The 12,621-nt window shown below is 60.2% G+C and carries 11 protein-coding genes; 3 read left to right on the top strand and 8 right to left on the bottom strand.

The window, feature by feature from the left end:
* Window positions 1–114: 114 nt before the first annotated feature.
* Both ptsP and KW849_RS24340 read right to left on the bottom strand, forming a co-directional pair.
* Window positions 115–2,394 carry a phosphoenolpyruvate--protein phosphotransferase gene (gene ptsP / locus KW849_RS24335; protein ID WP_218431591.1) on the bottom strand — a complete coding sequence of 760 codons (2,280 nt, stop codon included), beginning with the start codon at window positions 2,392–2,394 and terminating at the stop codon, window positions 115–117.
* Window positions 2,395–2,416: 22 nt separating this feature from the next.
* Window positions 2,417–2,896 carry an RNA pyrophosphohydrolase gene (locus KW849_RS24340; protein WP_003229203.1) on the bottom strand — a complete coding sequence of 160 codons (480 nt, stop codon included), beginning with the start codon at window positions 2,894–2,896 and terminating at the stop codon, window positions 2,417–2,419.
* Window positions 2,897–3,039: 143 nt separating this feature from the next.
* Between KW849_RS24340 and KW849_RS24345 the strand changes: the two genes are divergently transcribed.
* Window positions 3,040–3,696: an HAD family phosphatase gene (locus KW849_RS24345; RefSeq protein WP_218431592.1), complete on the top strand. Its 657-nt coding sequence runs from the start codon at window positions 3,040–3,042 to the stop codon at window positions 3,694–3,696.
* Between the two features lie 86 nt (window positions 3,697–3,782).
* Here KW849_RS24345 and KW849_RS24350 read toward each other — a convergent pair whose 3' ends face one another.
* The gene (locus tag KW849_RS24350) at window positions 3,783–4,208 is read right to left on the bottom strand and encodes a DUF2269 domain-containing protein (protein WP_218431593.1); all 426 of its coding nucleotides are present in this window, start codon (window positions 4,206–4,208) and stop codon (window positions 3,783–3,785) included.
* A 39-nt stretch (window positions 4,209–4,247) separates the two neighbouring features.
* A complete protein-coding gene (gene ilvA / locus KW849_RS24355; protein WP_218431594.1) occupies window positions 4,248–5,762 on the bottom strand; it encodes a threonine ammonia-lyase, biosynthetic in 1,515 nt (504 codons plus the stop codon).
* A gap of 337 nt (window positions 5,763–6,099) precedes the next feature.
* Here ilvA and rpiA point away from each other — a divergent pair, with 337 nt between their 5' ends.
* Window positions 6,100–6,774, top strand: a complete 675-nt coding sequence (rpiA, locus tag KW849_RS24360; RefSeq protein WP_218431595.1) for a ribose-5-phosphate isomerase RpiA — start codon at window positions 6,100–6,102, stop codon at window positions 6,772–6,774.
* A gap of 127 nt (window positions 6,775–6,901) precedes the next feature.
* Here the strand turns inward: rpiA and KW849_RS24365 are convergent, their stop codons facing one another.
* The 4 genes from KW849_RS24365 to KW849_RS24380 all read right to left on the bottom strand — a co-directional run bounded on the left by KW849_RS24365 (window position 6,902) and on the right by KW849_RS24380 (window position 11,176).
* Entirely contained in the window at window positions 6,902–7,819 is a 918-nt protein-coding gene (locus tag KW849_RS24365) for an SdiA-regulated domain-containing protein (RefSeq protein ID WP_218431596.1), read from the bottom strand.
* A 186-nt stretch (window positions 7,820–8,005) separates the two neighbouring features.
* A complete protein-coding gene (locus KW849_RS24370; protein ID WP_218431597.1) occupies window positions 8,006–8,932 on the bottom strand; it encodes an SdiA-regulated domain-containing protein in 927 nt (308 codons plus the stop codon).
* A gap of 144 nt (window positions 8,933–9,076) precedes the next feature.
* Window positions 9,077–9,742 (bottom strand): fumarylacetoacetate hydrolase family protein, encoded by a 666-nt coding sequence (locus tag KW849_RS24375; protein WP_218431598.1) that lies wholly within the window; start codon window positions 9,740–9,742, stop codon window positions 9,077–9,079.
* Between the two features lie 39 nt (window positions 9,743–9,781).
* A complete protein-coding gene (locus tag KW849_RS24380; protein WP_218431599.1) occupies window positions 9,782–11,176 on the bottom strand; it encodes an FAD-binding oxidoreductase in 1,395 nt (464 codons plus the stop codon).
* Between the two features lie 204 nt (window positions 11,177–11,380).
* Here KW849_RS24380 and serA point away from each other — a divergent pair, with 204 nt between their 5' ends.
* The gene (serA, locus tag KW849_RS24385; RefSeq protein WP_108217112.1) at window positions 11,381–12,610 is read left to right on the top strand and encodes a phosphoglycerate dehydrogenase; all 1,230 of its coding nucleotides are present in this window, start codon (window positions 11,381–11,383) and stop codon (window positions 12,608–12,610) included.
* The last annotated feature ends 11 nt before the right edge of the window (window positions 12,611–12,621 follow it).

A 12,621-nucleotide genomic window follows, 5' to 3' on the forward strand; every position in this document is an offset into this window, starting at 1 on the left:
GGACCGGCCTCTTCGCGGGCAAGCCCACTCCTACAGTTTTCGTAGCGCTCACAAAATACGCGAACGACTCAATTTTGTAGGAGCTGGCTTGCCAGCGAAGAGGCCATCCGCCCTTTAGAGAGGCTTGATCGCCGCCGGATTGATCATCCGCGCCAGCCCGAGGTTCTTCAGCGCCAGTTGCAACGAGCTGTGAATCACTTGCGGGTTGTCGATGGTCATCAGCTCGGCCAGCAACTCCTTGGCCTTGCTCAGGTTGATCTGGCGCAGCATCCACTTCACTTTTGGCAAGTTGGTGGCGTTCATCGACAGGCTGTCGAAACCCATCGCCATCAATAGCACCGCCGCCGCCGGGTCACCGGCCATTTCGCCGCAGATGCTCACCGGCTTGCCTTCGGCATGGGCGTCGCGCACTACGGTTTGCAGGGCTTGCAGCACTGCCGGGTGCAGGTAGTCGTAAAGATCGGCCACGCGCGGGTTGTTGCGGTCCACGGCCAGCAGGTACTGGGTCAGGTCGTTGGAACCGACTGACAGGAAGTCCACTTGCCGCGCCAGTTCCTTGGTCTGATAAACAGCGGCCGGAATCTCGATCATCACGCCAACCGGCGGCATCGGCACGTCGCAGCCTTCGTCGCGGACTTCGCCCCAGGCGCGATGGATCAGGTGCAAGGCCTCTTCCAGCTCGTGAGTGCCGGAGATCATCGGCAGCAGGATGCGCAGGTTGTTCAGGCCTTCGCTGGCCTTGAGCATGGCGCGGGTCTGCACCAGGAAGATTTCCGGGTGGTCGAGGGTGACGCGAATGCCGCGCCAGCCGAGGAACGGGTTGTCTTCCTTGATCGGGAAGTATGACAGTGACTTATCGCCACCGATGTCCAGGGTGCGCATGGTCACCGGTTGCGGATGAAACGCGGCGAGCTGCTCGCGGTAGATCGCCAGTTGTTCCTTTTCGCTCGGGAAGCGCTGGTTGATCATGAACGGCACTTCGGTGCGATACAGGCCCACGCCTTCGGCACCGCGTTTCTGCGCGCGCGCCACATCCGCCAGCAGGCCGGTATTGACCCACAGCGGCATGCGGTGGCCATCGACCGTCACGCACGGCAGATCGCGCAGCGCATCCAGCCCGAGGGCCAGTTGTTTCTCTTCCTCGACCACCTCGGCAAACTGCTTGCGCAGCACTTCACTCGGGTTGGTGTAGACCTCGCCGTGGAAGCCATCGACGATCATCTGGATGCCGTCGACCTTCGAGTACGGCAGGTCGACCAGGCCCATCACGGTCGGAATGCCCATGGCGCGGGCCAGGATGGCGACGTGGGAGTTGCCGGAACCGAGTACCGACACCAGGCCGACCAGCTTGCCTTCCGGCACCTCGCCGAGCATCGCCGGCGTCAGTTCTTCGCTGACCAGAATGGTGTTGTCGGGGTAGACCAGAGTTTGCTGACGCTCTTCCTGCAAGTAAGCCAGCAATCGCCGACCAAGGTCCTTGACGTCCGAGGCCCGCTCGCGCAGATAGGCATCGTCCATCAATTCGAAACGGTTGACGTGATCGGTGACCACCTGGCGCAAAGCGCCCTGGGCCCACTGCCCGGTCTTGATCACAGTGGTGACTTCGCTGCCCAGCGCCGCATCGTCGAGCATCATCAGGTAGACGTCGAACAAGGCCCGCTCTTCCGGGCGCAGCTGCGTGGCGAGTTTGGTGGACAAGGTGCGCATGTCGGCGCGCACGCCTTCGATGGCGGTCTTGAACAAACCGAGTTCGGCGTCGATGTCGGTGATGTTCTTGTCCGGCACCACGTCCAGATCGGCGGGCGGCAGCATGACCACCGCCGTACCGACTGCCGCACCCGGCGACCCCGGAACACCGATGAACTTGGCCTCCTGAATGCCTTTCCCCTGACGGCCCAGGCCGCGGATCGAACCGGTGGCCTCGGCGTGGGCGATAACACCGGCGAGCTGCGCACTCATGGTCACGAGGAAGGCTTCTTCACCTTCATCGAACTGGCGACGTTCTTTTTGCTGGATGACCAACACGCCGACAACGCGGCGGTGGTGAATGATAGGTGCCCCGAGGAATGAGGCGAAGCGCTCTTCACCGGTCTCGGCGAAGTAGCGGTAGCGCGGGTGATCCGCAGCGTTTTCGAGGTTCAGGGGTTCTTCGCGCGTACCGACCAGGCCAACCAGACCTTCGTTGGGTGCCATGCTGACTTTACCGATCGAGCGCTTGTTCAAGCCTTCGGTGGCCATCAGCACGAAGCGGTTGGTCTCGGGGTCAAGCAGGTAGACCGAGCAGACCTGGCTGCCCATGGCCTCTTTGACGCGCAACACAATAATCCCCAACGCCGCCTTGAGATCCTTGGCGGAGTTAACTTCCTGGACGATCTTGCGCAGCGTATTGAGCATGGCTCGGGGTCGAACTCCGTCGTCAGTCGCGCGCTAAAAGGCGCGGGGCAAGCTCTTTGAGAGCGCGTCGATACACCTCGCGCTTGAATGTCACCACCTGGCCTAACGGATACCAATAGCTGACCCAGCGCCAGCCATCGAATTCCGGTTTACCGGTCAAATCCATCCGCACCCGCTGCTCGTTGGAGATCAGGCGCAGGAGAAACCATTTCTGTTTCTGGCCGATGCACAGCGGTTGGCTGTGGGTACGCACCAGACGTTGCGGCAAACGATAGCGCAACCAGCCCCGGGTGCAGGCAAGAATTTCAACATCTTCGCGCTCAAGGCCAACTTCTTCGTTCAGCTCGCGGTACAAGGCGTCTTCCGGCGTCTCTTCGGGGTTGATTCCCCCCTGCGGAAATTGCCAGGCATCTTGATTGATTCGGCGAGCCCATAGCACCTGGCCGGCGTCATTCGTCAGAATGATCCCGACATTGGGGCGAAAACCATCGGGGTCGATCACGGCAACAACCTCGCAAACGCATGTCGCCGCATTGTTCCACAAAGGTTGTGAAGGCGGCAACGAAGGTTCCTACCTTATGTGCACTCTTGTGAAAAGACCGTATTCTTGTCGCCTTTTTACTGACTTTTCAGCGGGTAACTGCAATGCGCCTGGCTTTATTCGATTTGGACAACACCCTTCTGGGCGGTGACAGCGATCACGCTTGGGGCGATTACCTGTGCGAGCGCGGCTTTCTTGACGCCGTCGCCTACAAGGCTCGCAACGATGCGTTCTACCAGGATTACCTGGCCGGCAAACTCGATAATGCCGCTTACCTGAACTTCTGCCTGGAAGTCCTCGGCCGCACCGAAATGGCCACGCTGGATCAGTGGCACAGCGATTACATGCGTGACTGCATCGAACCGATCGTGCTGCCCAAGGCCATCGACCTTTTGGCCAAACACCGCGCAGCCGGCGACAAACTGGTGATCATCACTGCGACCAACCGCTTCGTCACCGGGCCGATTGCCGTGCGCCTGGGCGTCGAAACCCTGATCGCCACCGAATGCGAAATGGTCGACGGCCGCTACACCGGGCGCAGCACCGATGTGCCGTGCTTTCGCGAAGGCAAGGTGACGCGCTTGAATCGGTGGCTGGAAGAAACCGGGTATACGCTGGAAGACAGCTACTTCTACAGCGACTCGATGAATGATTTTCCGTTGCTGGAGCAGGTGGCCCATCCGGTGGCGGTCGATCCGGACCCGAATCTGCGGGCCGAGGCCGAGAAGCGGGGTTGGCCGGTGATATCGTTGCGCGACTGATAAAGCAAAAGATCGCAGCCTTCGGCAGCTCCTACAGGGTACCGCGCACACCTGTAGGAGCTGCCGAAGGCTGCGATCTTTTTGGGTCAAACAGGCTTGGCCCCCATCAACCCGGCAATGGCCACAAGACAGACAAAACTGAACAACGCCAAGGCAAAGGTGAGTTTCCCCACGCCACCCGGCGTCTTGCGCAGCTTGTTCAGCCGCACCAGCAACCAGAACCAAGCCAGCGCCGCCACGGTGTACAGCACGCTGGAGGCCAGCAACCAGGTCTGACCCAGAGGCCAGCCCACCAGATGCACCATCCACCAGCCGGTAAACGGCATGCTCAGCAGCGCCAACCCCATCAACAGCCAGACAAATACACGTGGCCGTTGCAGGGTGCGGCTTCCCGCCGTCGCATCACCCTTGCGCCGCGCAAGCAAAACCCAGATACCCAGACCCAGCGCACAAGCCAGCAGTACAACCGTTGCCACCATGTGCGCCATTTTCAGGGCAGTTAACGTTTCCATTGTCAGATTTCCTTATTACCTGCCCGTCAGCGTAGCCGTTCAGCCAAGAAACAGCTGATAGGCCGGATTGTCGCTTTCGTCCCAGTACGGGTAACCGATTGCTTCCAGCGCCGCCGGCACCAGGTGGCGCTCGTCGTGGGGCACTTGCAGGCCTGCGACGACCCGGCCATCCGCCGCGCCATGGTTGCGGTAGTGGAACATCGAGATGTTCCAGCGCCCGCCAAGCTTGTTGAGGAAGTTGAACAGCGCGCCCGGACGCTCCGGGAATTCGAAGCGCAGAATCACTTCATCGACCACATGCGCCGCACGCCCACCGACCATGTGGCGGATGTGCAGCTTGGCCAGTTCGTTGTCGGTCAGGTCCAGCACCGGAAAACCCTGCTCGCCAAGGCTGGCGAGCAACGCGCTGCGCGGGTCGCTTTCCGGGTGCGTCTGCACACCGACAAAGATGTGCGCTTCGCTGCCGGTGTTGTAGCGGTAGTTGAATTCGGTGATCTGGCGCTTGCCGATAGCCTCGCAGAACGCCTTGAAGCTGCCCGGCTTTTCGGGAATGGTCACGGCGATGATGGCTTCGCGGCCCTCGCCCAGCTCCGCACGCTCGGCAACGTGGCGCAGGCGGTCGAAGTTGACGTTGGCCCCGGAGTCGATGGCCACGAAGGTCTGGCCGCTGACGCCGCACTGCTCGACATATTTCTTGATCCCGGCCACGCCCAAAGCGCCGGCAGGTTCGGTGATCGAGCGGGTATCGTCGTAGATATCCTTGATGGCAGCGCAGATTTCATCGGTACTGACGGTGATCACTTCGTCGACATGGTCTTTGCAGATGTCAAAGGTGTGCTGACCGATCTGGGCCACAGCAACACCGTCGGCGAAAAGGCCCACGGTCGGCAATACCACACGCTCGCCGGCCGCCATGGCCGCTTGCAGGCAATTGGAGTCATCCGGCTCGACGCCGATGATCTTGATGTCCGGGCGCAGATACTTCACGTACGCCGCGATACCGGCGATCAGGCCGCCGCCGCCCACCGGGACGAAAATCGCGTCCAGTGGCTGCGGGTGCTGGCGCAGAATTTCCATTGCCACGGTGCCCTGCCCGGCAATGGTGTGGGGATCGTCGTAAGGGTGAATGTAGACATAGCCTTTTTCGTCGACCAGTTTCAGCGAGTAAGCCAGGGCTTCCGGGAACGAATCGCCGTGCAGCACCACCTTGCCGCCACGGGAGCGCACGCCTTCGACCTTGATCTCCGGGGTGGTCTTGGGCATGACGATGGTCGCTTTCACGCCCAACACCTTCGCCGCCAGGGCCAGGCCTTGGGCATGGTTGCCCGCCGACGCGGTGACCACACCGCGAGCGCGTTCTTCTTCGCTCAACTGGGTCAACTTGTTGTAGGCGCCGCGAATCTTGAACGAGAACACCGGCTGCAAGTCTTCGCGCTTGAGCCAAATGCTGTTACCCAGCCGCTCGGAGAGCTGGCGGGCAGACTGCAGCGGGGTTTCTACGGCAACGTCATAAACGCGCGAGGTGAGGATCTTTTTGACGTACTGTTCAAGCATCGGAAAGCATCACTGAGCGGGTTGGGCAGGACCACGGAGTCTAACCCGGCTTTTGGCCGCACGACCACACTAAACCGGTGGTTTTAGGAACCATGAAACCATTGTGGCGAGGGAGCTTGCTCCCGCTCGGCTGCGAAGCGGCCGCAAAACCTGTGCATACGGTACATCCAGAAGAAAGCAGGGGAGCGCTTCGCACTCCAGCGGGAGCAAGCTCCCTCGCCACAAAGCCCTGTTTGCCCAGGCATACCGTCGCACCTGCCAATCGGGCAATGACCTTCCCCGCCCCGGAGCCTATAATGCCGGCCTTTCGTTCCCTCCTCGGCACCCCGGAGCCCGCATGAACCAGGATCAACTCAAACAGGCTGTGGCTCAGGCCGCCGTCGACTTCATCCTTCCGAAACTCGACGACAAGAGCATCGTCGGGGTCGGCACCGGCTCCACCGCCAACTGCTTCATCGATGCCCTGGCCCAGCACAAAGGTGCGTTCGACGGCGCCGTCGCCAGTTCCGAAGCCACCGCCGCGCGCCTCAAGGGCCACGGGATTCCGGTGTACGAACTGAACACCGTCAGCGACCTGGAGTTCTACGTCGACGGCGCCGATGAAAGCGACGAACACCTGAACCTGATCAAGGGCGGTGGCGCCGCCCTGACCCGCGAGAAGATTGTCGCGGCCGTGGCCAAGACCTTCATTTGCATCGCCGACGCCAGCAAACTGGTGCCGGTCCTCGGTGCTTTCCCACTGCCGGTGGAAGTGATCCCGATGGCCCGCAGCCACGTGGCCCGCGAGCTGGTGAAGCTCGGCGGCGACCCGGTTTACCGCGAAGGCGTACTGACCGACAACGGCAACATCATCCTCGACGTGTTCAACATGCAGATCACCAATCCGGTGGAGCTGGAGACGCAGATCAATCAGATCGTCGGCGTGGTCACCAATGGTTTGTTCGCGGCGCGCCCGGCGGATCTGCTGCTGCTGGGTACCAGCGAAGGTGTAAAAACCCTGCGCGCGCAGTAAGTCACATACCACCGTTGCACTCTGTAGGAGCTGGCTTGCCAGCGAAGAGGCCGTAACATTCAACATCAATGTTGGCCGTTACATCGCTTTCGCTGGCAAGCCAGCTCCTACACGAGCCGGGCAAGCTTCAGGGCTGTCCTGGTTTCTTGAAAACGTAAAACAGGTTTGGCTCACTGACGAGGTACAGCGTACCGTCGTCGTCCATGGCAACCCCTTCCGCTTGCGGTACGTTTTTCTGCAGGCCGTGCTGCCACTTGCTCAATGACATTGTGCTCAGCGGACGCCCATCCACATCCAGCTCCAGAATCAATCGCGACTCATCCGATAGCGCCAGCAAATGCCCGCTGCGCTCGTCGTATTGCAAACCCGACAGGTCCCGCACAAACAACCCGGCATCACGCTTGGGGTCGTTGACCACGTGCACCGACCAGGATTCTTCAGGATTGAATCGCGGAAAACCGTACACCTCGTAGATCAGCATCGGGTCGCGCTCCTTGGCGACGAACAGGCGCTTGCCCACCGAATCGTAAGCCAAGCCTTCGAAGCCCTTGTTGTCGCCCATGTTTACGCCAACGGTCATCTGCTCGGCGTCTGCCGCATCGACGAAGGTGGTGCCCTGCTCCAGACGAATCTTGATCAGCCGCTGCTGGCTTTCGTCAGTGACCACGTAGGTGTTCTCGCTGATGAACTCCACTGCCTCCGGATCGCCGAAACCGACCAGTGCCACACGGCGCAAGATCCTGCCGTCGAGGGACAACTCGATCAACTCGCTTCGCTTGTTGGTAACGGTGAACAGACTTTTGCGCACCGGGTCGTAGGTCAATGCTGAAACGTTGTCAACCTGGCCATCGATCACCTGCGCTTCGGTCACGACCTGATATTGGTCCAGGCCGATGGACCTGGAACTCACCGGCTGCCACAGCGTATGCAGATTGAACCAGGCGCGCTCGAACAGGCGCATGTGCTGGGCGATCCCGATCAACGCGATCAGCGAGACCGCCGACAGGATCAGAATCAGGGATTTGAGGCGGGTAAATCGACGCATTCGGGTGGGCTCAGGGTCAATACAGGCGGATGAAATATCACGCCCGCCTGAACTGCAGCTTAATGGCCGTGAGCCTTTTACGCATACGCAATCAGCGTAGGAGCTGTCGCAGGCTGCGATCTTTAGCGTTCTGGTTGATGCCAGAGTCAAGAGATCGCAGCCTTCGGCAGCTCCTGCACAGAGGCACTACCTCTGTTTTTCGAAGCGATAGAACAGGTTCGGCTCACTCACCATATACAGCGTGCCCGCTTCATCCATGGTCACGCCTTCGGCACGCGGAATGGTATTTTTCAGGCCGTTGAAGCCACGCAGCAAAGTAATGAAACTGACCTGCTCACCCTTATTGTCCAGCTCCAGCAACAGGTGCGAGTCGGCGGACAGCACCAGCATGTGGCCAGTCCGCGGGTCGATGGCCAGTGCCGACAGGTTACGCATGTCCAGCGCATGACTGGCCAGCTTCAGCTTGTCGCCGGTAAGGACTTTGCTGTCACCTTTCCAGGCAAACAATGCCGGCGGGCGCTCTTCGCCCAGCAGCAGCTGCTGATTGCGCGGATCCCAGGTGACACCCTCGAAAGCCTTGTTCTGGTCTTTGGAAGGACCCAGGTCGTATGTCGGGAAATCGGCGATGTTCAGTTCGCGGGTGTCGGCATCGACCTTGACGATGGCGATCAGGTGGTCGCGCTCATCGACAATAGCCAGTCGGCCGTCGCCCAGCACGGTGACGCCCTCAGGGTTGCTCCAGCCGACCAACGGCATTTTGCGCAGCACATCGCCCTGCAAGTTCAATTCAATCAGAAACGGGTTCTTGCCCATGACCGAAAACAGGGTCTTGGTCTGGGGGGCGTAGGCCAGGTCCGATGCTTCGTCCTTCTCCATGCCCGGCAACGGCTTGGCATCGATCACCGCCCGATAGTCGGGAAGCCAGATACTGGCCTGACGCTCGGCCGGGCTCTTGAATTGCTCTTTCACCCAGAGCACGCCCCGCGCATCCCAGTGCATGGCAAACGCAACGCCGTAGGCGACAACGACCACCAGCAGTAGCCAGATTTGCCAACGCAGGGCGAAGCGTGAGCGGCGGGCAGGTTCAAGCGTGGAAAGCGGAGAAGTGGCCATCAGGGATACGTTCCAGAAATTCAGGCTAGGGGTAATTGCTGTAGGAGCTGGCTTGCCAGCGAAAGCGGTGTAACAAACAACATGGATGTTGAATGTCGCGGCCTCATCGCTGGCAAGCCAGCTCCTACATTGGGCGTGGCGTGATTAGCGAACGCTGCTGGTGAAGCGGCTCGCGCCCGGCAGTTCCAGAACGATCTCGTCACCGACATTCAGCGGACCGACACCCACTGGTGTGCCAGTCAGAATCACATCGCCGGCCTGCAGCGAGAAGCAGCCGGCCATGTGCTGGATCATTGGCACGATCGGATTGAGCATTGCACTGCTGTTGCCGTCCTGGCGCACCTCACCGTTGATGGTCAGGCGGATACCAATGTCGGTCAGATCGGCAAACGTGCTGCCGGACACAAACGGAGCAATCACCGCCGCACCGTCGAAGCACTTGGCGATTTCCCAGGGCAAACCCTTGGATTTCAGCTCGGCCTGCTTGTCGCGCAGGGTCAGGTCCAGGGCCGGGGCGAAACCGGAGATGGCGTCGAGCACTTCTTCGCGGCTCGGCCTGGTCGACAACGGCTTGCCGATCAAGACCGCGATTTCCGCTTCGTAATGCACCGAACCGCGCTCGGTCGGAATGCTGAAACCGCCTTCCAGCGGCACAACACAACTGCCCGGCTTGATGAACAGCAGTGGCTCGGTCGGTACCGGGTTATCCAGTTCCTTGGCGTGTTCGGCGTAGTTACGGCCGATGCACACCACTTTCCCCAGCGGGAAATGAATACGCGTACCGTCGACATACTGGTGCTGATAGCTCATTACCGACTCCTGCCTTCATGGATGCTTAAAGATTGCCGATCAAACCGCGAAGATCTTGCCCGGGTTCATGATGCCGTTCGGGTCGAACACTGCCTTGACCGCTTTCATGTACTCGATCTCGACCGGGGAGCGGCTGTAGGTCAAGTAGTCACGCTTGGTCATGCCCACGCCATGCTCGGCGGAAATCGAACCGTTGTACTTCTCGACGGTTTCGAACACCCACTTGTTGACGGTGGCGCACTTGGCGAAGAACTCGTCCTTGCTCAGGTTATCCGGCTTGAGGATGTTCAAGTGCAGGTTGCCGTCGCCGATGTGGCCGAACCAGACGATTTCGAAGTCCGGGTAGTGTTCGCCGACGATCGCGTCGATTTCCTTCAGGAACGCCGGGACTTTCGACACGGTGACCGAGATGTCGTTCTTGTACGGCGTCCAGTGGGAAATGGTTTCGGAGATGTATTCGCGCAGCTTCCACAGGTTTTGCAGCTGGGTTTCGCTCTGGCTCATCACGCCGTCCAGTACCCAGCCCTGCTCGACGCAGTGCTCGAAGGTTTCCAGGGCGTGGTTGGCTACATCTTCGGTGGTCGCTTCGAATTCCAGCAGCGCGTAGAACGGGCAGTCGGTTTCGAACGGCGCCGGGACATCGCCACGACCCATGACTTTGGCCAGGGCCTTGTCGGAGAAGAATTCGAAGGCGGTCAGGTCAAGCTTGCTCTGGAAGGCGTGCAGCACCGGCATGATCGAGTCGAAATCGGCGGCACCGAGGACCATTGCGGTGAGGTTTTTCGGCGCGCGATCCAGGCGCATGGTCGCTTCGACCACGAAGCCGAGGGTGCCTTCGGCGCCGATGAACAGCTGACGCATGTCGTAGCCGGTAGCGTTCTTGATCAGGTCGCGGTTCAGTTCCAGCACGTCGCCCTTGCCGGTGACCACTTTCATGCCCGCGACCCAGTTACGGGTCATGCCGTAGCGAATCACCTTGATCCCGCCGGCATTGGTGCCGATATTGCCGCCAATCTGGCTCGATCCTGCCGAAGCGAAGTCCACCGGGTAGTACAGGCCTTTTTCTTCGGCCACGTTCTGCAGATGCTCGGTGACCACGCCCGGCTGACAAACCGCGGTGCGGTCCGTGAGGTTCACGTCGAGGATCTGGTTCATATAGTCGAACGACACGACCACTTCGCCATTGGCCGCCACGGCAGCAGCGGACAACCCGGTACGACCGCCGGACGGCACCAGTGCCACCTTGTGTTTATTGGCCCACAGGACAATGGCCTGGACCTGCTCGGTGGTCTTGGGGAACACGATGGCGGTCGGGGCCGGGGCGAAATGCTTGGTCCAATCCTTTCCGTAAGCATTCAGGGAGTCGGCATCGGTCAGCACCTTGCCAGGCTCAACCAGTGTCTTCAGCTCATCAATCAGGGCAGGATTGGTCATCGACAGAACTCTCGAACAATTCATGGTCATCCTGAGAACGCTTCACGTCGCAGGAATGAGTGTTTAGCGGGGCGCATATGCTAGCATACCGCCCCCGCAGGATAGTGCCCAAGGGCTGTTCTGCGGTGACGGCTGTCGTGCCGTCCGGGTCAGCGTCTGCTGGCTATCTCCTGCCATTTTTCTCCGGGATACAGGTTTACGCAGATGAGCAAGACTTCTCTCGATAAGAGCAAGATCAAGTTCCTTCTTCTCGAAGGCGTCCACCAATCGGCTGTCGACGTCCTCAAGGCGGCGGGCTACACCAGCATCGAGTACCTCACCGGTTCTCTGCCGGAAGCCCAGCTCAAGGAAAAGATCGCTGATGCTCACTTCATCGGCATTCGCTCCCGCACTCAACTGACCGAAGAGATCTTCGATCACGCGAAGAAGCTCGTGGCTGTAGGGTGTTTCTGCATCGGCACCAACCAGGTCGACCTGGACGCGGCCCGTGAGCGCGGTATCGCCGTGTTCAACGCGCCGTACTCCAACACCCGTTCCGTAGCGGAGCTGGTGCTGGCCGAAGCGATCCTGCTGTTGCGCGGCATCCCCGAGAAGAACGCTTCCTGCCACCGTGGCGGCTGGATCAAGAGCGCGGCCAACTCCTTCGAGATCCGCGGCAAGAAGCTGGGCATCGTCGGTTATGGTTCGATCGGTACTCAACTGTCGGTCCTGGCTGAAGGCCTGGGGATGCAGGTGTACTTCTACGACACCATCACCAAGCTGCCATTGGGTAACGCTACTCAGGTAGGCAAGCTGCACGAGCTGCTGGCGATGTCCGACATCGTTTCGCTGCACGTACCGGAAACCGCCGCCACCCAGTGGATGATGGGCGAGAAAGAAATCCGCGCCATCAAGAAAGGCGGCATCCTGATCAACGCCGCCCGCGGCACCGTGGTCGAACTGGACGCCCTTGCGGACGCGATCAAGGACAAGCACCTGATCGGCGCAGCCATCGACGTATTCCCGGTGGAGCCACGCTCCAACGAAGAAGAGTTCGAAAGCCCGCTGCGTGGCCTGGACAACGTGATCCTGACCCCGCACATCGGTGGTTCCACCGCTGAAGCCCAGGCCAACATCGGTCTGGAAGTGGCGGAAAAACTGGTCAAGTACAGCGACAACGGTACTTCGGTATCGTCCGTGAACTTCCCGGAAGTGGCCCTGCCGGCTCACCCTGGCAAGCACCGCCTGCTGCACATCCACGAGAACATCCCGGGCGTGATGAGCGAGATCAACAAGGTCTTCGCCGAAAACGGCATCAACATCTCCGGTCAGTTCCTGCAGACCAACGAGAAGGTCGGCTACGTGGTGATCGACGTCGACGCCGAGTACTCGGACCTGGCGCAAGAGAAGCTGCAACACGTCAACGGCACCATCCGTAGCCGCGTGCTGTTCTAAAGAACAGCGGC

The sequence above is a fragment of the Pseudomonas sp. PDM26 genome (assembly GCF_019219185.1).
In the GTDB taxonomy this organism is placed as follows: domain Bacteria; phylum Pseudomonadota; class Gammaproteobacteria; order Pseudomonadales; family Pseudomonadaceae; genus Aquipseudomonas.